General features: G+C 71.5%; 6 protein-coding genes and 1 pseudogene. 1 reads left to right on the top strand and 6 read right to left on the bottom strand.

Annotated elements, in window-relative coordinates; all coding sequences use genetic code 11:
* Window positions 1-80: 80 nt before the first annotated feature.
* Window positions 81-221 (bottom strand): hypothetical protein, encoded by a 141-nt coding sequence (locus ACIBSV_RS43625; RefSeq protein WP_395873134.1) that lies wholly within the window; start codon window positions 219-221, stop codon window positions 81-83.
* On the opposite strand from ACIBSV_RS43625, the pseudogene ACIBSV_RS43620 reads away from it, so the two are divergent.
* Window positions 208-1,693: pseudogene (locus tag ACIBSV_RS43620) on the top strand (MFS transporter). The gene ACIBSV_RS43625 and the pseudogene ACIBSV_RS43620 overlap by 14 nt on opposite strands.
* 220 nt (window positions 1,694-1,913) lie before the next feature.
* Here the strand turns inward: ACIBSV_RS43620 and ACIBSV_RS43615 are convergent.
* The 5 genes from ACIBSV_RS43615 to ACIBSV_RS43595 form a co-directional block, all read right to left on the bottom strand.
* Window positions 1,914-3,431 carry an FAD-dependent monooxygenase gene (locus ACIBSV_RS43615; RefSeq protein WP_395873043.1) on the bottom strand — a complete coding sequence of 506 codons (1,518 nt, stop codon included), beginning with the start codon at window positions 3,429-3,431 and terminating at the stop codon, window positions 1,914-1,916.
* Window positions 3,432-3,523: 92 nt separating this feature from the next.
* Window positions 3,524-6,751 carry an amino acid adenylation domain-containing protein gene (locus tag ACIBSV_RS43610; protein ID WP_395873042.1) on the bottom strand — a complete coding sequence of 1,076 codons (3,228 nt, stop codon included), beginning with the start codon at window positions 6,749-6,751 and terminating at the stop codon, window positions 3,524-3,526.
* Between the two features lie 207 nt (window positions 6,752-6,958).
* Window positions 6,959-10,078 carry a type I polyketide synthase gene (locus ACIBSV_RS43605; RefSeq protein WP_395873132.1) on the bottom strand — a complete coding sequence of 1,040 codons (3,120 nt, stop codon included), beginning with the start codon at window positions 10,076-10,078 and terminating at the stop codon, window positions 6,959-6,961.
* A gap of 1 nt (window position 10,079) precedes the next feature.
* A complete protein-coding gene (locus ACIBSV_RS43600; protein ID WP_395873041.1) occupies window positions 10,080-16,685 on the bottom strand; it encodes an SDR family NAD(P)-dependent oxidoreductase in 6,606 nt (2,201 codons plus the stop codon).
* Window positions 16,685-24,447: type I polyketide synthase (locus ACIBSV_RS43595; protein WP_395873040.1), on the bottom strand; the 7,763-nt coding region annotated here is incomplete at its 5' end. The genes ACIBSV_RS43595 and ACIBSV_RS43600, both read right to left, overlap by 1 nt.

The raw sequence follows: 24,447 nt of genomic DNA, 5'->3' as shown, positions 1-24,447 counted from the left end.
TCTGTGACACCTACGACCGGGTGACATACGGCACATCACGCCGCTGTCACGCGGACCGAATCGCGCACGTCTCGTGAAGGTCAGGACGCCGCGCGAAGGATCGGCGCGGCACGTACCACCACGAGTGAGGACCACGTCATGGCAACCACGAAGGCGCAGGCCCCGGCGGGCCCATCGCGCCGCTGGGTCGCGCTGTTCTTCATCGGGTTGGCCCAGCTCATGCTCGTACTGGACGCCACCGTCGTGAACATCGCGCTGCCGTCCATCCAGGGGGGACCTCGGGGTCTCCGACGCCGACCGGCAGTGGATCATCACCGCGTACACGCTGGCGTTCGGCAGCCTGCTGCTGCTCGGCGGCCGGATCGCCGACTACGTCGGCCGCAAGCGGACCTTCCTGATCGCGTTGCTCGGTTTCACCGCCGCGTCGGCGCTCGGCGGCGCGGCGGGGAACTTCGAGATGTTGTTGGTCTCCCGTGCGGTGCAGGGTGCGTTCGGTGCGCTCCTCCAGCCGTCTGCGCTGTCGCTGTTGACGGTGACGTTCACCCAACCGAAGGACCGCACCAAGGCGTTCGGGATCTGGGGCGGCATCAGCGCCGCGGGCGGCACGATCGGGCTGCTGGCCGGCGGGGCGCTGACCGACTACCTAGACTGGCGCTGGTGCCTGTACGTCAACATCCCGATCGCCCTGGTCGCGGCGATCGGCGGGTACACGGTGCTGGCCGAGTCGCGGCGCGAGGGCAGGGCGCGCTTGGACGTCCCGGGCGTGTTGCTGGTGACCGGCGGGCTGGTCGCGATCGTGTACGCCACCACCCGGGCCGAGGCCGACGGTTGGGGCTCGACGACGGTACTCGGCCTGCTGGCCGCCGGTGCGGTACTGCTCGCGGTGTTCGTCTTCGTCGAGAGCCGGGTGGCGCAGCCGCTGCTGCCGCTGCGCGTGGTGGCCGACCGCACCCGCGGCGGCGCGTACCTGGCCGTGGGTCTGGCCGTCATCGGCATGTTCGGGGCGTTCCTGTTCATGACCTACTACATGCAGGTGGTCAAGGGGTACTCGCCGACCAAGACGGGGGCGGCCTTCCTGCCCATGGCCGTTGCGGTCCTGGTGTCGGCCGCCGGGCTCAGCACCCGGCTGATGCCCAAGTTCCCGCCGCGGGCGTTGATCGTGCCCGGCATGCTCGTCAACGCCGTCGGCATGTTGTGGATGATCACGGTGGAACCGGACACCTCGTACGCCGGCGGCGTGCTGATCTCGCAACTCCTGCTCGGCTTCGGCGCGGGCCTGGTCATGCCGGTGGCCATCAACTACGCCACCCACGGTGTCGACCACGGCGACCTGGGTGTGGCCTCGGCCACCGTCAACACCGCGCAGCAGATCGGCGGTTCGCTCGGCACCGCGCTGCTCAACACCATCGCCACGAGCGCGACCGTGGACTACCTGGCCTCACACGACAGCAGCCCGGCGACCGCGAAGCAGGCACTGGTGGAGGGCTTCGCGGAGGCGGGGGCGTGGGCCGCGGGGATCATCGTGGTGGGCGCGCTGATCGTCGCCGCGCTGATGAACACGGCTCGTCCGGACCAACTCGGCGCCGACACCGGCGCCGGAACCTCCGACGACGCCGAATGGCCCGAGGCCACCGACGGCAAGGCCGCCCTCGCGGACGACCACGGTGCCGAGCCGCTGCCGGCGCACACCTGACCCCAACGGTCGGCATCGATCGATCGACCGGCGACACCGCTCACGCGCGAGGATGCTCCGGTCTCGCACGGATCGAGACCGGAGCTCTCGGCGAGGCACCCCCGCGATGTCGATGGCCGGCCGGTCCCCTCGCGGGCGACTCGGTGTCCGTGGGACGGCGGGTGCCGGCGCGCGGGCTTCGCCGTTCTTCGGCGGACTTCGAAAACCGGCGGGTGGTGTCTCACCTTCGCCGGGCCGGGCCGAACCAGGTGGCGAGGGCGGTTCGAAGCGCCGAGGTGTCGGGGGTGCCGGCGGTGTCGGCCGCCCAGGCGACGTGTCCGTCGGGGCGGATGAGGAGCGCGGCGGGAGCGGGGATCTCACCGACGATCGGGACGGGCCAGTGGTCGTCCTCGCTGCGCGCCTCGACGAGGTCGACGCGATCGGCCCAGCTCTTGGCGGTCGCCGCCACCTCGGCGCTGCCGCGCAGGTCGAGCAGTACGGGGCGGGCGGCGTGCAGCAGTTTGTAGACGCGGGTCGCGCCGTCGGGCGTCTTGAGGTCGGCGTCGGGAACCCGGCGGCCCTCCAGCGGATGGTTGCCGCCGACCCGGTAGCGGATGTCGAGGGCCGTGAGCATGCCGCGCAGGTACCGGTTGACGTCGTCGAACACCATGAGCGAGCCGAACACGTCGCGGAGCGCGTCCATCTGGGCACCGGGGCGGGCCAGCGCCTCCTGTGCCCGGGTGTTGTGCAAAACGCGCTCCGCGACGGGGTGGCGCTCGGCGTGGTAGCTGTCCAGCAGGGTCTCCGGCGCCCGGCCGTGTACCACCGAGGCGAGCTTCCAGCCGAGGTTGACCGCGTCCTGCACTCCCAGGTTCAGTCCTTGCCCGCCGGCCGGGAAGTGGATGTGCGCCGCGTCGCCCGCGAGCAGCACCCGGCCCTCCCGGTACCGGGCGGCCTGCCGCGCGGCGTCACCGAACCGGGAGATCCACCTGGGGTTGCGCATGCCGTAGTCGGTGCCCACGAGCCTGATCAGCGACTCGCGGAGCAGCTCGAACGTCACCGGGTCGTCGCGGTCGGCGACCCGGTCGTACTCGGTGGTGATCACCCGGTGCCAGCCCGGCTCCAGCGAGAACGCCGAGAAGTTCCCGCCCGGATAGCGCCGCCCGAAGATGAACTCTTCCGGCAGGTCCGGTAGTTCGACGTCACCGAGCAGCGCGGTCATGGTCGCCGGAGTGCCCGGGAAGTCGATGCCCGCCAGTTTGCGCACCGTGCTGCGCCCGCCGTCGCAGCCCACGAGGTAGCGGGCGCGCAGCGTCGCGGACGTCGCCTCCGCCGCGCCCAGCTCGACCGCCACGCCGGTCTCGTCCTGGTGGATCCCGCACACCTGGGACGACCGGCGCACGCGTACGCCGAGCTCGGTGCCCCACTCCTCCAGGATCCGCTCGAAGGCGGACTGCAGGAGCTGTAACGGGAGGGGGTGCCTGGACTCGAGGCCGTCGAAGTCCAGCCAGAGCCCGGAGAAGTGGCCCACCGGCGTCAGTTCGCCGACGGCCAGGAAGCGGTCCAGGACTCCGCGCTGGTCCAGCACCTCGAGGGTGCGCGAGTGCATCCCACCGGCTCGCGACTCGCCCGTCCGCTCCGAAAGACGTTCCACCACCATCACGTCGACGCCCGCCAGCCGCAGCTCGCAGGCGAGCATCAAGCCCGTCGGCCCGGCGCCCGCGATCACCACGTCCGTGTCCAGGCCGGTGTGTCCCATGTCGTTGCCCCCATTCGCCTGTGTTCTTGCTGTCGTCGAATCACGTTCACGGCAGTGGATCGGCCGGTCCGGACACGTCGGTGCCGGAATGCTCAGAGGACTTCGCCGTCCTTCGTCCTCCTGCGCAGGGTCGGCCTGCTGGACTGGGCGAGGTCCTTCCACATGTCGGACAGGCCGGCGATGGTACGAGCCGCGAACAACGTGCGGATGGACACCTCCTGGTTCAGCTCCGACCGGATCAGGCCGACCAGCCTGATCGCTCGCAGCGAGTTGCCACCCATCTCGAAGAAGTCGTCGTCGATGCCCACCCGGTCCAGTTCGAGCACGTCGGCGAGTGCCTGGGCCAGCACCCGCTCGGTGTCGTTGCGCGGTGCCCGGTACTTCCCGTCGTCGAACTCGGGCTCCGGCAGCGACGCCCGGTCCACTCTTCCGCCGGCCGTCGTCGGTATGCGGGCCGGCGTCACGAACACCGACGGCACCATGAACTCCGGCAATCGCCCCGCCACGAACCGGCGCAGTTCCTCACCCGAGAGGTCGCCCCGGCCGCCGGCCGGCACCACATAGGCCACCAATCGCTGCTGCCCGGAGTCGTCCGCCCCGACGGTCACCAGCGACTGCGCGGCCCCGGGGTGCTCGGACAGCACCTCCTCGACCTCGACCGGCTCGACCCGGACACCATGGATCTGTGCCTGGGCGTCGGCCCGGCCCACGTACTCCAGCCGCTCGTCGGCGCCCCACCGCACCCGGTCCCCGGTCCGGTACATGCGCCCGCCGGGCGGACCGAACGGACAGGGCACGAACCGCTCCGCGGTCTGCCCGGGGTGCCCGGGGTATCCACGCGCGACGCCGGGACCGGCCACGTACAGCTCCCCGGTCACGCCGACCGGGACCGGCGCCAATCCCGGACCCAGCACGTACAGGGCGGTGTTGTCCATCGGGCGTCCGATCGCGCCCGGGTGCCGCGCGGGTTCGTCCGCCGTCGAGCGGTGGCACGCGGCGAACCCGATCGTTTCCGCCGGACCGTGGCCGTTGACGAGTGTCAGGTCGGGGCATGCCTCCCGCACCCGGCGCAGCGCGGCCGCGGACACGTGGTCGGCACCGGTCCACACCGTGCGCAATCCGGCGAGGCACTCCGGGTGTTCCGCCGCGATCGCCGAGAACAGACCCACGGGCAGCCATACCGCGGAGATCTCGTCCGACGTTCGCAACTCGGTCAGCGTGTCGATGTCGAGTTCTCCCGGAGGGGCCACGACCACCCGGCCGCCGTTCAGCAGGGGGACCCACAGTTCGAGGGCGAGCGCGTCGGAGGTCTGCGGGGTGTGCCACAACACGGCTCCGCGGCCGTCTTCTCGCCAGTGGCGATCCAGGACGAACCGCTCCATGTTGCGGTGTGTCACGGCGACGCCGGTGGCCGCACCTGCCGAGGTGTGGCCGTACGTCACGGCCAGCAGGCCGTCCCGGTGCACCGGGACCGGAGTCTCCCGCGCCCGTTCGCCGGTGTCGTCGGCGAGGTTCGACCGGACGTCCTCGAACAGCATCACCGGCACACCCGGATCGGGGGAGAGCCCCTCGGCCGTCGTCGCGTCGGTGAGCAGTAGGCGCGCCGGGGAGGCACCGATCACGGTCGTGAGGCGTTCCGTCGGGAACGCGGGGTCGATCGGCAGGTAGGCCGCGCCCGCTTTCGCCACCCCCAACAGGGCGATGGCCAGGTCCGCCGATCGAGGCAGCGCCACCGCCACGACCGTCTCGGGTCCGACGCGCCGACGTCGCAGTGCCCCGGCCAGGCGGCTCGACCGCTCGTCCAACTCCCGGTAGGAGAGCGCGGAGTTCCCGGACATCACCGCGACGGCGTCGGGGGCCCGGCCCACCTGCCGCGCGAACAGTTCCGGAACCGACAGTCCCGGCAGCGGTACGTCCGTGGCGTTGGGTGCCGTGAGCACCCGCTCGCGCTCGAGACCGCTCACGACGTCCAGCGCACCGACCGGCAGTTGCGGATCGGCGGCCGTCAGGGCCCGGATGTAGGCGATCAACTCGCTTCCGATGAAACCCAGTTCCGCGCGGGAGTACAGGTCCGCGGGGGCGTCGAGCCGGAAGTAGAGGTCGCTGTCGGCGCTCCCGTCGGTGTAGACCCCGATCGACAACTCGTCGAACGTCCCGCTCGTCGCGCCGGAGTAACGCGCCGCGCTGTCGGCGAAGTGCAGTTGTTCGGCGAACTCGACGATGTTCATGACGGCGCCGAAACTCCCGCGACCGCTCAGGACCGTTCCGCTCGCGCGCTGGATCTCGGAGTAGTGGCAGAGGGTGTGGCCGAAGATGTCATACGTCTCGTCGCCCACCGCGTCGGCGACCTCGGTGAAGGTCGCTCCGAGCGGAACCCGTACGCGCACCGGCACCACGTTCACCGCCAGACCGGGCGTCCTGCTCGCCGCCCCGACCCGGTTGCCCACGGCCAGCGAGAGCAGGAACTCGCGACGATCGCAGCGGTGTCCGAGGAACACCGCCGCGGCCGTGGTCAGCAGTGACGACATCCATACACCCATGGACTTCGCGGTCTCGGTCCACGTGTCCGCCTCGGCGCGCGGCACGGTCAGCGTTCGGCTGACCATGCCGATGCACTCGGCCACCTCCGCCCAGCGGTCGGCGCTGCTCATCGGTTCGGACAGCGCGGACCGCGTCGCGTCCGACAGCGCCACGCGCGGAACCTGCGCGGGTGGGGGCGCGTCCGCCAGGTACTCGCGCCAGAATTCCGTGTCGTCGGCGAATGCCGGGGAGTCCTGATATTCCGTCGCCGCGTCCGCGAACGATTCGAGATCCCACGGGTGTGGCAACTCCGGTATCTCCGAGTCCCGCGCCAGTGCCGTGTACACCTCGGCGAGGCGCTGCGTCACGATGCCGGCCCCGAACCCGTCGGATATGAGGTGGTGGTAGGCGATCACCACGAGCGAGCGGGTGGCCGCGAGTTTGACCACGCCCAGTCGGAACAGCAGATCCCGCTCCAGGTCGAACGGCTGCCGCAGCATGTCGGCCAGCGCCTCCCGGGCCGCCTGCTCGGGATCGGTCTCGGCGCTGAGATCCAAAAAGAAGGGCCGCCAATCGCCCAATTGCCGGGGCACCAGCCGAAGCCCGCTGCCGTCGTCGACGAAATTGACGCACAGCACTTCCGCCTCGCCCAGCACGTGCCGAAACGCGGATTCCATGACCGTCGCGTCCAGTTCACCGTCCACATCGCACATGGTCAGCGCATGGTTCAACATGTCGGGAGACATCTTCTGTGCCAGCCACAATCCCTTGTGCGCGGACGACGCACCGAACGAACTCAAGCGGATCAACCCCTCGACGAAATAGGCCCGGGAACCGGAGGAATTCGCAGATGGACTCCACCGTCACGTAAGTGGATCAGCCGGTCAAGACAACCGGGCGCGGCGGCGGGGCAAGCCGCGGTCGAACGTGCCGTGTCCCGCCGGCGGGACATACCGCGGGCGGAAATACCCTGGAAGACGGCCCGAACACAGCCGGAACACGGTGGGTCAGCGCGGCACACGGGTGGCCATCGAGGACCTGATGTGCTCGGCGATCCTCCTTGGTGTCGGATACCGCAGTACGGCGTTCCCCCTCAGCTTGAGTCCGGTCGAGGCGCTCAGACGTTTGCTCAACTCCACCGCCAGCAGTGAGTCGAATCCGACGTCCTTGAACTCCTGGTCGGGGTCCACCGTCTCGGCGGAGGGGTGGCCGAGCACGACGGCGACCTTCTCCACGACGTGCTCCAGCACGAGTGCCCGCGCGTCGTCGTCGGACGCCGTGGCGAGCAGGTCCGACAGGGGGACGAGGTGATCCTCACCTGCGGGAAGCCGTGTCGGGGCCGCCTGCGCGGATGTCGCCGCGGGCGAAGAGTTCAGCCAGTACCGCTGCCGGCGGAACGCGTACGTCGGCAGGTCCACTCGCAGGCGCGCCCCGAACAGGGCGTTCCAGTCCACGGCGCCGCCCCGCACGTGCAGTTGGGCCAGCGAGCCGACCACGGCCTCCACCTCGTCCCGGTCCCGCCGCGCCGAGGACAGGACCAGCACGTCGTCCAGGTCCTCGACGATCTCCTGCACCGGGACGGTCAGCACGGGATGCGGGCTCATCTCGATGAACACCCGGAAACCGTCGTCGACCAGCCGGCGGACGGACGATTCGAAGCGAACCTTTTCCCGCAGGTTCTCGTACCAATACTCGCCGTTCAGCTTCGCGGTATCGATTCTTTCGCCGTGCAGGGTCGAATAGAAGGGTAGTGTCGACGTTTTCGGGCGCACATCGGACAGTGGGCCGATCACCTGATCGCGGACCCGGGTCACGTGGTGCGAATGCGAGGCGTATTCGACCGATATTCTCCGGGCCTGAGTGCCTTCGGCCTTCATCTTCTCGACGAATTCCTCGAGTGCGTCGGGTTCCCCGGACACCACCACCGAGCGGGGTCCGTTGACGACGGCGATGCTCAGCCGGTCGTTCCACGGAGTCAGCCGGGCCTCCACGGATTCGGCGGACTCCACGACCGACGCCATCGCGCCGTGACCGATCAATGCCACCAGGGCCTTGCTGCGGAGCGCCACGACCTTGGCGGCGTCGCGCAACGACAACGCGCCGCACACGTGGGCGGCGGCTATCTCGCCCTGGCTGTGCCCGACCACCGCGGCCGGTTCCACTCCCCAGGACCGCCACAACGCGGCCATCGACACCATCACCGAGAACAGCGCCGGCTGCACCACGTCCACCCGGTCCAGGGTCGGCGCTCCCGCCACGCCGCGCACCACGTCGAGCAGCGACCAGTCGACCCACTGGGCCAACGCGGCCGCACACGCGTCGAGGTTGTCCGCGAAGACGGGGAAGGTGTCATACAACCGCCGGCCCATGCCGACCCATTGCGACCCCTGTCCGGGGAACATGAGGACCACGCCTGCGGGGTTTCCCGCGACCCCTTGGACGACCGCCGCGGACTCCGCGCCGTCGCGCAACGACGCCAAACCGCTCAGCAACTCGTCCCGTCCGCGGCCCAGCACCACCGCGCGATGGTCGAAGCGTGATCGGCTCGACGACAACGACCAGCCGACATCCGCGAGATCGACCCCGGGGTCGGCGGCGGCGAAGTCGTGCAGCCTACCCGCCTGCCGCGCCAACGCCGCCGCGCTCTTGCCCGATACCGCCCACGGGACCAGACCGTCGGCGAGGGCCGCACCCGCGGCCCGTTCGCCCGCCCCCGCCGGCGGCGGCCCCTCTTCCAGGATCACGTGCGCGTTGGTGCCGCTGACCCCGAAGGACGACACCCCGGCCCGCCGCGGACCGTCGGCCCGGGTCCACTCACGCCCCTCCACCAGCAGTTCGACCGCGCCCGAGGACCAGTCCACGTGTGCCGAGGGCGTGTCCACATGCAGGGTCTTCGGCAGGTGCCCGTGGCGCATGGCCATCACGGCCTTGATGACACCGGCGACCCCGGCGGCGGCCTGGGCGTGACCGATGTTCGACTTCATGGACCCCAGCCACAAGGGCCTGCCCTCGGCCCGCCCCTGACCGTAGGTCGCCAACAGCGCGCCCGCCTCGATCGGATCGCCCAGCACGGTTCCGGTGCCGTGGGCTTCGACCAGGTCCACCTCGGCGGCCGAGACCCCCGCGTTCGCCAGAGCCTTGCGGATCACCCTCTCCTGGGCGAGGCCGTTGGGAGCGGTCAACCCGTTGCTGGCGCCGTCCTGGTTCACCGCGGAACCACGAAGGACGGCCAGCACCGGATGGCCGTTGCGGCGCGCGTCGGACAGCCGTTCCAGCAGCAACACGCCCACCCCCTCGGCCCAGCCGGTCCCGTCGGCCGCGTTCGCGAAGGACTTGCAGCGGCCGTCGGCCGCCAGACCCCGCTGCCGGGAGAACTCCACGAAGATCGCGGGCGTCGACATCACCGACACCCCACCCGCCAACGCGAGCGAGCACTCCCCCGACCGCAGTGACTGCACCGCCAGGTGCAGCGCCACCAGCGACGACGAACACGCCGTGTCCACGCTCATCGCGGGCCCGGTCAGTCCGAGTTCGTACGCCACCCGGCCGGAGGCCACGCTCAGCGTGCTGCCTTGCAGCAGGTAGCCCTCCAGTTCGTGCTTGTCCTCCTCCAGGAAACGCGCCCCGTATTCGGAGGAACTCACTCCGGCGAAAACACCGATGTCGGCCCCGCGCACGTCGGCGGGAACGATGCCCGCCCGTTCGAGGGCCTCCCACGAGGTCTCCAACAACAGGCGCTGCTGCGGGTCGACCGCCAACGCCTCGCGCGGACTGACACCGAAGAATTCCGCGTCGAAGGCGGCCACATCCGTCAGGAAGCCTCCGTGGCGCACGTACGAGCCGCCCAGGGTGTCGGGATCCGGGTCGAACACATCCCGCCAGCCGCGGTCCTGCGGGAACTCGTCCACCACGTCCAGGCCGTCGCGGACCACAGTCCACAGCTCCTCGGGCGACGACACGCCTCCCGGGTAGCGGCAGGCCATGGCCACCACGGCGATCGGCTCACCGCGCCCGGCCTTCAGCGCGTCGTTCTCCTGCCGGAGCCGATCGCGCTCCTCCAGCAGCGTGCGAAGCGCCCGCTCGACCCGGTCCGCGCCTTCCGCCGTGCGATCCGCCGAGTTGACCATGTCACTCACCCCTCTCGTCCAGAGCCAGGCCGACGAGTGCTTCCAAGTCCATGGCCGCCAGTACGCCGGCGTCGGTACCGGTATCCGGCAGATGACCGTCGGCGTCTTCCGCTCGAGGCGCTTCGGCGTACGCCAGAACCAGTTCCAGGACGCCCGCGTTCCGCAGGCCCTCGATCGAGACGGTCCGCAACACTTCTCGAATCCGCGCCTCCTCGACCGCGCTGGGGTCCGGTGCCGGTCGCAGCAGGCCGAAGACGTGCCGCCCCAACTCGCGTGGCGTCGGGTAGCTGAAGACGATGGTGGACGGCAGGCGCAATCCGGTGGAGGAGGCAAGGCGGTTGCACAGTTCGACTGCGGTCAGCGAGTCGAATCCGAGGTGGGTGAACGCCTCGTCGGCATCGATGGCCGCGCCGGACGGGTGTCCGAGCACGATGGCGGCCTGCTCGCGGACCGCGTCCAGCACGGCTGCCTGCGCCTCGCCCTCCGGCAGGCCGATCCATCCGGCGGGTAGGCCGAGGGCGCCGCCGTCCCTGCTCGTGCTCGTCCGGTTGCGAAGTGGGCGGCTGCCGTCGACGAGGTCGCGCAGGAGCAGCGGCGGCTCCTCGCCGGTGATGTTCCGCAGCACGGAGAGATCCACCCGGGCCGGGATGAGCACCGGCTTGTCGATCGCGCACGCCGCGTCGAACAGGGCCAGCGCCTGGGGTGTCGGCATCTCGGCGATGCCCAGCCGCCGGATCCGCGAGACGTCGACCTCGTCCAGGTCCGTGGTCATCCCGCTGCGCTCCCACCAGCCCCAGCACAGCGACGTGCCGACCAGGCCGGACGCCCTGCGCCGCGCCGCCAAACCGTCCAGGAACGCGTTCGCCGCGGCGTAGTTCGCCTGTCCCGCGCTGCCGAGCGTGCCCGCGAGGGCGGAGAATTGCACGAACGCCGACAGGTGGTGTTCACGGGTCAGCTCGTGCAGGTTGATCGCACCGCCGACCTTGGCGCGCAGCACGCGTTCGAGGCTGTGGTCGGTCAGCGACTCGACCGTGCCGTCCGCCAGCACCCCCGCCGCGTGCACGACCGCCGTCAGCGGGTACCGCGGCGGCATGTCCGCGAGCAGATCCGCGAGGGCGGCCCGGTCCGCGACATCGCACGCCGCGACCTTGACCACCGCGCCGGCCGCCGCGAGGTCCGAGACCAATTCGGCGGCTCCGTCCGCCGCCATGCCCCGACGGCTCGCCAACACCAGACTCCGCACACCGTGTTCGGCGACCAGGTGCCGCGCCACCAGTGATCCCACTCCCCCGGTCCCGCCGGTGACCAGCACACTTCCACCGCCGAACCCCCCGCCCACGTCCAGGACCAACTTGCCGACGTGGCGGCCCTGGCTCATCTCGCGGAAGGCCTTGCGCGCGTCGCGAATGTCGCGGATGGAGATCGGGTTCAGCCGCACTCGCCCGTCGGCGAACAGTTCCATGACGGCCCGGAACATCTCTTGGATCGCGTCCGGGCTCTCCTCGTAGAAATCGAAGGCCCGGTAGTCGACCCCGGGGTGATCGGCCGCCACCCGGTGGGGATCGCGAATGTCCGTCTTCCCCATCTCGATGAAGTTCCCACCGTTGGGGAGCAGCCTCAGCGAGGCGTCGACGAACTTGTGTGCCAGGGAGTTGAGCACGACATCCATGCCGCGACCATCCGAGGAGTCCAGGAACTTGTCCGCGAACTCCAGGTCCCGCGAGGATGCCAGGTGCTCGTCGTCCAGCCCCAGCCCGCGCAGGACGGGCCACTTGGCCGGGCTCGCGGTTCCGTACACCTCGGCACCGATGTGCTGCGCGAGTTGCACGGCGGCCATCCCGACGCCGCCCGCCGCGGCGTGGATGAGGATCCGCTGTCCCTTCTCGAGCCGCATCACGTGGAAAAGCGCGTAGTAGGCGGTGAGGAAGGCGGTCGGCATGGACGCCGCCTCGGCGTAACTCCACTCGTCGGGCACGGGCACGAGCAGGCGGTGATCCATCACGGCCACGGGGCCGAAGGCGCCGGTGAGGGCGCCCATCACGCGGTCACCCGGCGCGAGGTCGGTGACGTCGTCCGCGACCTCCAGCACCATTCCGGCGCCTTCGCTGCCGAGTCCGGCGTCGAAGGCGGTTTTCTCCACCAGTCCCAGGGCGATCGTCACATCGCGGAAGTTGAGCCCGGCGGCGTGCACGGCGACCCGAACCTGCCCGCTCGTCAGCGGCGCCTCCACCTCGGGGCAGGGAACCCAGGTCAGGTTCTCCAGGGTGCCCTTGGTCGGGATGCCCAGCCGGTGCGCGCCGGCCGCCGGTGGCTCGATCCGGTGCCGCGCGGGTGCGGTCGGTGCCATGCGGGGCGTGAGGTACTCGCCGCCACGCAGTGCCTGTTGTTCTTCGCCGAGGGCGAGTACGTCCGGGAAGCGCGCGAGGGAGGTCTCCTCGTCGTCGATGTCCACCAGCTTGAACCTGCCGGGGTGCTCGGCCTGGGCGGACCGGATCAGGCCCCACACGGACGCGCCGGGAAGGCTTTCGACGTTCGCCCCGCCGGCGGTGTCCAGGGCCAGGCGGGTGAGCACGGTCAGCGTGGATTCGGCGAACGTTTCCTCGGCGAGGAATCGCTGGATCCGGTCCAGCACGTGCGCGTTCGCTCCGCCGACCTCGGCGAGCAGGTCGGGGTCGGCGGCGAGGAAGTCGTCCAGGCACAGGACGATGTGCCGGGGCGCCCGGCCCGCGGGGACATCCTCGATCGACTCGTAGCGCGGGACCGCCTCACCGCCCGCCGCGGACAGGCGCGAAGCCAGGCCGTCCTTCGTCCCGAGAACACCCCACTGCCCCCGGTAGGGTTCCCGCCGCTCGCTGTCCCGCAGCGGTCGCCATTGCACTTCGAACAGCGATTGCTCGGGCCCGCCTCGTGCCGAGCGCAGTTGTTCGGCACTGGCCGGTCGGAACGTCAGCGCCGCGACCCGAGCGATGTCGCGGCCGTGTTCGTCGGCGATCGCGACGGACACGACCCCTTCGCCGACCGGGGTGATCCGGGCCTTCACGCTCGGGCCGCACTCCCCGGTCGCGTCCACCCCGGACCACGAGAAGGGCATCCAGCCCCGGCCGTCGTCCATGCCCACGACGCCACCGACCGCCACCGCGTGCAACACCGCGTCGATCAGCGCCGGATGCAGTGCGAACCCGGAGCCGGACGAGCCGTTGTCGGTCGCGGGCAGCGTGGCCAGCACGTACAGATCGTCATCGTGGCGCCACACCTCGCGCAGGCCGCGGAACGTGGGGCCGTAGTCGAAACCCGTGTCCGCGAGGAAGTCGTAGAGGCCGCCGATGTCGAGTTGCCCGGCCCCCACCGGTGGCCACACCGCCGGTGCCGGCGCGGCATCGGTCCGCGCGGGCGAGCGCGCCGGGGTCGGTGCGAGGCTCCCCGTCGCGTGACGGGTCCAGCCGCCCACCGTGTGGCCCTCGGCGCCGGGACGCGAGTACACGTCCAGGCGGCGGTGTCCCGTATCGTCCGCGGCGCCGACGACCACCCGCACCTGCACGTCGCCCGGGTCGGCAAGCAACAGGGGAACCTCCAGGGAGAGTTCCTCGACCGAGGCACACCCGACGAAGTCGCCCACCGACAGCGCCAGGTCCAGGAACGCCGTCGCCGGTACGACGACCGCGCCGAACACGGCGTGATCGGCCAACCAGGCGTGGGTTCGCAGGGACCACCGGTCGGTGAACACGACCTCGTCGGTACCGGGGTGGTCCATCACCGCGCCCAGCATCGGGTGTTCCGGAGCCGAAAGGCCGGCGGAGGCCACGTCCGCGGCGCCCAGCGCGGCCCAGGTGTCCCACCAGTACGGCTGCCGCTCGAACGCGTACGTCGGCAGATCCACCCGCCGACCCGCCCCGAGCAGGGCGGCCCAGTCAACCGCCTCGCCTCGGACGTACAGTTGGGCCAGCGAGCCGACCAGCGCCTCCACCGACCCGCGGTCCCGCCGCGACGACGACAGGACCACCGCGTCCTCCACGCCCTCGCCGGCGAAGGTCTCCTTGGTGATGCTCGCGAGGGTCGAGCCCGGTCCCACTTCGAGGAATACGTTCGCTCCGGCCGCCCGGGCGCACACGACCGCGTCGAAGAAGCGCACGGGTTCGCGGACGTGGTTCACCCAGTGCCCGACGGACGTCAACTCCTCGACCGTGGCCTCGCGCCCCAATCGGGTCGAGACGACCGGGATCGCCATCTCACCCGCGGGCAACGCGCCGATCGATGCCGCGAACTCGGCCAGGATCGGGTCCATGAGCGGGGAGTGGAACGCGTGGTCGACCTCGAGCAGCCTCGCCGACGTGCCGCCGGCGACGAGCCGTTCCCGGAGGTCGTGCACCTCCTCGCGAAGACCCGAGATCACCACCGACGCCGGGCCGTTGACAGCGGCGACACCGACGCGGTCGTACCCCTCGAGCAGGGCGTTCACCTCGTCTTCCGAAGCGCGTACCGCCAGCATGGCGCCCCGCTCGCCGACCGTCTGCATGACCCGCCCCCGAGCCGCCACGAGCCGGGTCGCGGAGTCCGGGTCGAGGACACCACCGACGTGGGCGGCGGCGATCTCGCCGACCGAGTGACCGATCAGGTGATCCGGCCGAGGACCGTAGCGCGTCATGAGCCGGTACAGGCCGACCTGCAGGGCGAACAGCGCCGGCTGCGCGATGTCCGTGCGCTCGCGTTCCGCGGGCTCGTCGGCCAGGAGCAGGGGCCGCAGGGCGAAGGGGAGATGCGCGTCGAAGCGTGCGCAGATCTCGTCGAGGCTCTGGGCGAAGACGGGGAAGGCGTCGTACAACGGCCGTGCCACACCGGCCCAGCGCGCCCCCTGCCCCGGGAACATGAAGACGGAACCACCGAGCTTCCCGGCGACGCCACGCACCACCCCGGCGGATTCCACCCCGTCGCGCAACGACGCCATCCCACTCAGCAACTCGTCCCGGTCACGCCCCAGGACCACCGCGCGGTGCTCGAGCCGGGCCCGGGTCGACACCAACGACCAACCGACGTCGGCGATGTCCGCGCCGGCGGCGGCGAAGTCGCGCAGCTTCCCCGCCTGCGCCCGCAACGCCCGCTCCGAGCGCGCCGACACGACCCACGGCACCAACCCACCGGCACCGCCCGACCCTTGGTCGGCGGCGTCGGACGCCGGCCTCTGCCCGGAGGCCGGCATTTCCTCCGGCGCCGAGACCTCCTCGGGCGCCTGTTCGAGAATCAGGTGCCCATTGGTGCCGCTCACGCCGAACGCCGACACGCCGGCCCGCCGTGGCCGACCGCCGGTCTCCGGCCACGGCCGCGCCTTCGCGAGCAGTTCCACCGCGCCCGCCGACCAGTTCACGTGGGGTGTCGGCGCGTCGATGTGCAGCGTCCTCGGCAGGGTGCCGTGCCGCATGGCCATGACCATCTTGATGACACCCGCCACGCCCGCCGCGCACTGCGGGTGGCCGATGTTCGACTTCACCGACCCCACCCACAGCGGCCGGTCCTCGGGCCGGTCCTTGCCGTAGGTGGCCAGCAGCGCCTGCGCCTCGATCGGGTCACCCAGCGTGGTGCCCGTACCGTGCGCCTCGACGGCGTCCACCTGGTCGGCCGTCAACCGCGCGTTCACCAGGGCCTGCCGGATGACGCGTTGTTGGGAGGGGCCGTTGGGGGCGGTCAGACCGTTGCTGGCACCGTCCTGGTTCACCGCAGAACCGCGCACGACCGCCAGCACCCGATGGCCGTTCCGCCTCGCGTCGGAGAGGCGTTCGAGGAGAACCAGCCCCACGCCCTCACCCCAGGCGGTGCCGTCCGCGGCGGACGCGAACGGCTTGCATCGGCCGTCCGGAGCCAACCCGCGCTGGCGACTGAACTCGATGAACGCGCCGGGCATCGTCATCACGGTCACGCCGCCGGCCAGGGCCAACGAACACTCGCCGTTACGCAGCGCCTGGGTGGCCATGTGCAGCGTCACCAGCGACGACGAGCAGGCCGTGTCGACCGTGACGGCCGGCCCCTCGAGACCCCATGTGTAGGAGATGCGCCCGGAGGCGACCGAGGTCGAGGTCCCCGTCAACAGGTAGCCCTCGAGCACTTCCGGCGACGCGTGCATCGGCGGCCCGTAGTCCTGGTGTGCGATCCCCACGAAGACACCCGTGCGACTGCCGCGCAGCGTCGTCGGGTCGATGCCCGCCCGCTCGATCGCCTCCCACGAGGCCTGGAGCAGGAGACGCTGCTGCGGGTCGATCGCCATCGCCTCGCGCGGGCTGATCTCGAAGAAGCCGGGGTCGAACGCGTCCGCGTCGTAGACGAAGCCGCCTTCGCGCACATACGACTTGCCGTGGGTGCCCGGCTCCGCGGCGTACAGCTCGTCGAGATTCCAACCGCGGTTGCGCGGGAAGTCGGAGATGGCGTCCCGTTCGGCGACGACCAGATCCCACAGGTCCTCCGGCGAGCGCACACCGCCCGGGTAGCGGCAGCTCATGCCGACGATCGCGATCGGCTCGCGCGACGCCGCGGACAGTTCGGCGTTCACGCGGCGCAGGCGTTCCGTCTCCTTGAGAGATGCCCGCAACGCCTCGACAACGGCGTCATTCGATTCGGCCATCACGACCTCCGCGTCTCGTCGGGAACGCCGTTCCCCATCGCCATGCGCACCATCTCGTCCACACCCATCTCGTCCAGCGACGGCCCGTCGCCGTTCTCCGGCGCGTGACCCGCACCGTTCGCGCCATTCGTCTCGGCGCCGCCGACCGGCGGGCGGCCGGCCAGGCTGAGGAGTGACTCCAACAGCCCCGCCTCGCGCAGCCGCGCCGGCGGAATCGACAGCACCAGATCCCGCACCTCGGCATCGTCCACATCCGCCGACCGGCCGGGGGTACCGCCGCCGACCGACCGCTGGGGGAACAGTTCCTCCCGCAGGTACCGCGCCGCGGCAACCGGCGTCGGGTAGTCGAACAGCAACGTGGTGGGCAACTCCCGCAATCCGGTCACGCGTCGTAGCCGGTTCCGCAGCTCCACCGCGGTCAGCGAGTCGAAGCCCGCCAGCTTGAAAGCCCGTTCGGTGCCGATCGCGTCCGGCCCCTTCAGGCCCAGGACCGCCGCGGCGTGCGCGCGGACGGTCTCCAGGAGGGCCTCGTCCAGCTTGCCGTCCGGCATCTCCCGCAACCGGGGCACCAGTTCGCCCTCCGCCGCGCCACCGGCGTGACCACCCGCGGAGTGCGCCGTCGTGGCCACGGCGAGATCGGGAAGATCGGCGATGAGCCGACTGGGGCGGACCGCGGTGAAGCCGGGCGCGAAGTCCGCCCACTCCACCCGAGCCACCGTCACCTGCGTCTCCTGCCGGCCGAGCGAGGCGGCCAACGCGGCCAGCGCCGTCTCGGGGGCCATCGGCGGCAGCCCCTTGCGGCGCAGGCGTTCCTCCACCTCGCCGGTCATCAGGCCGCCACCGCCCCACGACCCCCAGGCCACAGCGGTCGCGGGCAACCCGGACGCCCGCCGCACCTGGGCGAGCGCGTCGAGGAAGGCGTTCGCCGCGGCGTACCCGCCCTGTCCGCCGTTGCCCAGGACGCCGGCGGCCGAGGAGAACAGCACGAACGCCTCCAGCTCCAGATCGGCGGTGAGCTCGTGCAACGCGGTCGCGGCGGCCACCTTGGGCCGCAGTACCCGCTCCAGTTGCTCCGGCGTGAGGGTCTGCACCAATCCGTCCATGAGCGCCCCGGCACTGTGAATCACTGCGGTCAGCGGATACTCCCGCGGAACCGACGCGAGCAACTCCCGCAGCCCGTCCCGGTCGGCGACATCGACCGCGGCCACGGTCACCCGCGACCCGAGCGCCGCCAGTTCCGCCTCCAGCTCCGCGATGCCGGGCGTGTCCCGGCCACGCCTGCCGACCAGCAGCAGGTGCGGTGCTCCGGCCTCGGCCAGCCGGCGGCAGACCTGCGCTCCGACCGCTCCCGCGCCGCCCGTCACCAGCACGGTGCCTCGTGGGCGCCATTCCGGCACCGGCGCGTCACCCAGCGGTGCCCGCGCCAGTCGCCGCCCGAACACTCCCGAGGGGCGCACCGCCACCTGGTCCTCGCCATGGCCCGCGCCGACGCCGTGCCCCGCGTCGACACCGGCGAGAACCGCGCACAGCAACTCCACGGCGCGCCCGTCCGGCCGGGCGGGCACGTCCACGAGCCCACCCCACCGTTCCGGCCGCTCCAGCGCCACCACCCGGCCCAGGCCCCAGATCTGGGCCTGCAGCGGGTTGGCGACGGCGTCCGCGTTCCCGGTGGACACCGCCTCCCGGGTCAGGCACCACAGTCGGGCCTCGACGCCCGCGTCCTCCAGTGCCTGCACCAGGGCAACCGTGCCCGCGAGGCCGGCGGAGACCGGTTCGTGCGCGGCGGTCAAGCCGTCGTCGACGAGCGCGGCGAAGGACAGCACGCCGGTCGGACCGCCGGGCGCCTCGTCCTCGGCGAGCGTGGCGACGAGCCGCCGGCCGAGCGCGGCCCGGTCCCGCAGGTCGGTCGGCGCGACGTCGCATCGGACCACGTGGGCACGGCGTTGCCGGATCGCGTCGAGCACCGTCTGCACGGCGGGGTCCGCGGCGATCGCCTCGGGGACGACCACCAGCCAGGTGCTCCCCTCCAGTCCCGGCGTCGCCCCGGTCCCGATGTCGGGCAGCGGCTTCCACGTGGCCCGGTAGCGCAGGCCGTCCAGTTCCGCCCGATCCAGCCTGCGCCGCCGCCACGACGACATGGCGGACAGTACGGCCGGAAGGGCGGCGTCGACGGCGTCGCGCTCACCGTTCGCGTCGCCCAGCCCCAGTGTGCCGATCAGCGCGTCCGGGTCCTCCCGGTCGACCGCTGCCCAGAACGCGACCTCGCCCGGGTCCGAAGCGGCGCCGGACGCACGGTCGGTACCGGCTCGGTCGGTGGCCGACAGCCAGTAGCGTTCGTGTTCGAAGGGGTAGGTGGGCAGGTCGACGGACTGCGTCGGGGCGTAGAAGCCCGACCAGTCGGCGGTGGTGTGCGTGTGCGTGGCGGCCAGGGAGTGCAGCACACGCTGCCAGTCGCCCTCCTCTCGGCGAAGGGTGCCGGTGATGGCGATCTCGCCGGTGCCGGGGTGGTCTTCGGCGGTTTCCTGGAGCGGGTGGACGAGGACGGGGTGGGGACTCGCCTCGATGAACAGCGTGTGGCCGTCGTCCAGTAGGGCACGGGTGGTCGTCTCGAACGCCACGGTGGTGCGCAGGTTCTCGTACCAGTACGCCGCGCCCATCACGCTCGTGTCGCTCAGCGGGCCGCCGGTGCGACCGGCCACCGTCGAATAGAACGCCACTGCCGCCTCCCGCGGACGCACCGGGGCCAGCAGTTCCAGGAGCCGGTCGTGCAGGGCCTCGACGTGCGGGGTGTGGGAGGCGTAGTCCACCGGGATCTTCCGGGCCCGGATGCCCGCGCCCTCGCAGTGGGCGAGGATCTCGGCCAACGCGTCCGCGTCACCCGCGACCACGGTGGCCGACGGCCCGTTGACCGTCGCGACCGCAACCCGCCCCTTCCAGGGGGCGACGAGATCCTCGGCAGCCGCCACGCCCAGCGGCAGCGACAACATGCCGCCCCGACCGGCGATGCCGGCCAATGCCCCCGAACGCAACGCCACGATGCGCGCGGAGTCGTCGAGGGTGAGAATGCCGGCGATGTGCGCGGCGGCGATCTCGCCTTGGGAATGACCCACCACCGCGTCCGGGGTGACGCCCAGGTGCTCCCACAACCGGGCGAGCGAGATCATCATCGCCCACAGTGCGGGCTGGACGACGTCGACGCGATCGAGGGTGGGGGCGCCCGGAGCGCCGTGGAGGACGTCGATCAGGCTCCAGCCGGTGAACGGTTCCAACGCCGCCGCGCAGGCCTTCAGGTGCTCGGCGAACACCGGCGAGGTCCGCATCAACCCCACACCCATGCCCACCCACTGCGAACCCTGCCCCGGAAAGACGAAGACCGTCCCACCCGAATGCGCGGGCACCGTCCCGGCGACCACACGGGCCGAGGGCTCACCCGCGGCCAACGCCGCCAACCCATCCCGGAAATCCGCCGGTTCCCGACCGATCACCACCGCCCGACGCTCGAACACCGAACGACCCACCACCAACGCATGACCGATCTCCACCGGCGACACACCCGGAAACCGATCCACATGCTCCAACAACCGCCGCGCCTGCTCACGCAGCGCAACCTCCGACCTCGCCGACACCGGCCACGGCAACACCCCGTCCGCCACCACCACCGGCCCCGACACACCCCGCCCGACCACACCCCCACCCACAGGAGCCTGCTCCACGATCACATGCGCGTTCGTCCCACTGACACCGAACGACGACACCCCGGCACGCCGCGGACGACCCGTCTCCGGCCAAGCCCGCGCCTCGGTCAGCAATTCCACCGCGCCCGAAGCCCAATCCACATGGGGAGAAGGAGCATCCACATGCAGCGTCCTGGGCAGCACACCGTGCCGCATGGCCATCACCATCTTGATGACGCCACCCACACCCGCCGCAGCCTGCGTATGACCGATGTTCGACTTCAACGAACCCAACCACAACGGCCGATCCCCCGACCGCCCCTGACCGTAGGTCGCCAACAACGCCTGCGCCTCGATCGGATCACCCAACCGCGTACCCGTACCATGCGCCTCGACCACATCGACCTCGTCGGCCCGAACCCCGGAGTTGGCCAGCGCCTGCCGGATGACGCGTTGTTGGGAGGGGCCGTTGGGGGCGGTCAGACCGTTGCTGGCACCGTCCTGGTTCACCGCCGAGCCGCGCACGACCGCCAGCACTCGATGGCCGTTCCGCCTCGCGTCGGAGAGACGTTCGAGCAGAAGCAGCCCCACCCCCTCACTCCAGCCGGTGCCGTCCGCGGCGGCGGCGAAGGACTTGCACCGCCCATCGGGGGACAGGCCGCGTTGCATGCTGAACTCGGTGAAGACACCGGGTGTTGCCATCACGGTGACACCACCGGCCAGGGCCAGGGAGCACTCGCCGCTGCGCAGCGCCTGCGCGGCCAGGTGGATGGCCACCAGGGAGGAGGAGCACGCGGTGTCGACCGTCATCGCCGCCCCCTCGAACCCGAAGGTGTAGGCGACCCGACCGGAGGCGACGCTGCCCGAGCTGCCGTTGAGCAGGTAGCCCTCCATTCCTTCGGGGACGCAGCCGAAGCGGCCGGCGTAGTCGCCGTACATGATTCCGGTGAAGACGCCGGTGGGGGTGTCGCGGAGGGTCGTGGGGTCGACGCCGGCGCGTTCGATGGTCTCCCAGGCGACCTCGAGGAGGAGGCGTTGCTGGGGGTCCATGGCGAGGGCCTCGCGCGGACTGATACCGAAGAAGGCGGGGTCGAAGTTGTCGGCGTCGTACAGGAATCCGCCGTGCCGCGTGTAGGACTTGCCCGGCTTTCCCGGCTCGGGGTCGTACAGGGTCTCGACATCCCAGTCACGGGTGGCCGGAAACTCGGCGACGGCGTCCGTCCCGCTCGCGACCAGCGTCCACAGGTCCTCCGCGGAGTGCACGCCGCCCGGGTACCGGCAGCCCATGGCCACGATGGCGATGGGCTCGTCGGTGGCGACGGTGGTAACGCCGGCGGGGGCGGTGGTGGTGTCGGCGCTCGGGGCGAGGGTGGCGAGGAGGTGGCCGGCCAGGCGGCGCGGGCTGGGGTAGTCGAAGACGAGCGTCGCGGGGAGGTGCAGGCCGGTGGCGGTGTTGAGGCGGTTGCGGAACTCGACTGCGGTCAGCGAGTCGAAGCCGAGGTCCTTGAACGCCTGGTCGAGGGTGATGCCGTCGGGCGTGGCGTGGCCCAGAACCTGGGCGACGTGGGTGCGGACGAGGGTGGCCAGAGCGTCCTCGGCGTCCTCGGCGGAGAGCCGGCCCAGGCGATCGAGCAGGCCCGTGGTGTCGGTCGCCGTGGCGGCCTTGCGGACGGAGACGCGCACGAGGCCCCGGAGGACCGCGGGAAGAGTGCCGGCCTCCAGATGGGGACGGAGCAGGGCGGGGAGGATCTTGGCGGGAACCGGGCAGGCGACACCCGAAACCCGGGCGGCCTCGAATAGGGCCATCCCCTCCTCCGCCGTGAGGGGCTTGATCCCCAGGCGGGCCAGGCGGGTGAGATGCACGTCGTCCAGGTGGCCGGTCATGCCGCTGCTGTCGGACCACAACCCCCAGGCCAGGGAGGTGGCGGGCAGGCCGTCGGCGCGACGGTACTGGGCCAGCGCGTCGAGAAAGACGTTCGCCGCCGCGTAGTTGCCCTGGCCCGGATTGCCCAGAACTCCCGCCATGGAGGAGAACAGCACGAACTCGGCGAGGTCGGTCCCACGGGTGAGTTCGTGCAGGTGCCAGGCGGCGTCGACCTTGGGGCGGAACACATTGTCGACGCGCTCCGGCGTCAGCGAGGTGATGGTGCCGTCGTCGAGGACTCCGGCGGTGTGTACGACGGCGGTGAGGGGGTGTTCGGTGGGGATGGCCGCCAAGAGCGCGGCGAGGGCGTCGCGGTCGGCGGTGTCGCAGGCGGCGATGGTGACCTTGACGCCCGACTCGGCCAGTTCGGCGGCGAGTTCGGACGCGCCCGGAGCATCGAGGCCGCGTCGGCCGACCAGCAGCAGGTGGCCGGCCCGCCGAGCCTTCGCGTAACGGCGGGCGAACAACGTGCCGAGAGTGCCCGTGCCCCCGGTGATCAGGACCGTGCCGCCCACGGCGGGCTCCGGCACGGCGGCGACATCGGAGGCTGTCTCCCGCACGAGCCGGGGGACGTACGGTTGCCGATCGCCGTCACGCAGAGCCACCTGCGGCTCGCCGCTGCCCAAGGCCGCCCGGAACGCCTCGACGGAGACGGTGTCCTCGTCCTCCAGATCGATCACGGTGAAGCGACCGGGGTTCTCGCTCTGAGCCGTACGGATCAGACCCCAGACGGCGGCGTGTGCGAGGTTGGGCGACTCGATATCGGCGTGGACCACGACGGCTCGCCGGGTGACGAACACCAGCCGGCTGTCGGCGGCCCGCTCCTCGGCCAGCCACGCCTGAATCATGTCCAAGGCGTACCGAACCGCCTCGCGCGCGGCGCCGGGAACATCCTCGACCGAGCCTTCGGACCGGCCCAGTAGACCGGTGGCGACGACCAGGCCCGGGAAGGCAGTGGCCTCGTCCGCCGAGAGCGCCGCCAACCCCGGACGGCTCTCGACGCCGACATCGGCGGGCTGCGACGTGACCGGTCCCGCGCCGACGATGGGCCCCACGAACGCCATTCGTCCGACGTCGAGGGCATCCGCGTCGGGCGCGGAGATCCAGGCCAGACGGAACAGGTGGTCCTCTCCCCCGGTCGCGACGGCCTTCGCCAGTTGCTCGGCGGTGATCGACCGGATGGCCAGCGATGCCACCTCGGCGACCGGTTGCCCGGTGGGATCGGCGAGTTCGACACGCAACGTTCCCGCGTCGGAGGGGGTGATCCGGACGCGCAGCGCCCGGGCGCCCACCGCGTGAAGCCGGACGTTCGACCAGGCGAACGGAAGAAGCACCCGGTCCGAACCCTGCTCGGGATCGGTGGCGGCGATCGGGTGCAGTGTGGCGTCGAGGAGCGCGGGGTGGATGCCGTAGTGGTCGGCGTCGGTGGTGGCGTCGGTGGGGAGGGCGACCTCGGCATAGAGGGTGTCGCCGTCGCGCCAGGCGGCGGTCAGGCCCTGGAAGACGCCGTCATAGCGGTAGCCGCGGTCGGCGAGGCGGTCGTAGAGGGTGTCGACGGGCAGCGTTGTGGCGCCGGCCGGTGGCCAGGCCACCGGCTCGGCCCATGCGGCCGGGTCCGCCGCGGCGGACGCCTGGAGGGTGAGGACGCCGATGGCGTGGCGGGTCCAGTGCCCGTCGGGTGTGGCGTCGTCGGGTCGGGAGTGGATGGTGAGGGTCCGGCGGCCGTCGTGGTCGGCTGCGCCCACGTGCGCTTGAAGGTGGATCCCGCCGGTGGCCGGGAGGGTGAGAGGCGCTTCGAGGGTGAGGTCTTCCAGGTGGGGGGTGTCGGTGGCCTGGCCGGCGTGGAGCGCGATTTCGATGAACGCGGATCCGGACAGCAGGGGCGTGCCGTGGACGGCATGGTCGGCCGCCCAGGGGTGGCTGCGCAGTGACAGGCGACCGGTGAACAGGTGCCCGTCGCCGTCCGCGAGGGCGACGGCGGCACCGAGCAGGCCATGGTCGGCGTCGTGCAGCCCGAGGGTGTGGGGGTCGGTGGCGGCGGCGGGCCGGAGCCAGTAGTGCTCCCGTTGGAAGGGGTAGGTGGGGAGGTCGAGGTGGGTGGGTGGGGTGGTGGGGTAGAAGCGCGTCCAGTCGGTGGTGGTGTGGGTGTGGACGGTGGCGAGTG

The sequence above is a fragment of the Embleya sp. NPDC050154 genome, assembly GCF_044460165.1.
Taxonomy (GTDB): domain Bacteria; phylum Actinomycetota; class Actinomycetes; order Streptomycetales; family Streptomycetaceae; genus Embleya.
Note: the sequence above shows the minus strand (reverse complement) of the source record. Positions and strands in the feature narration are given on the sequence as shown.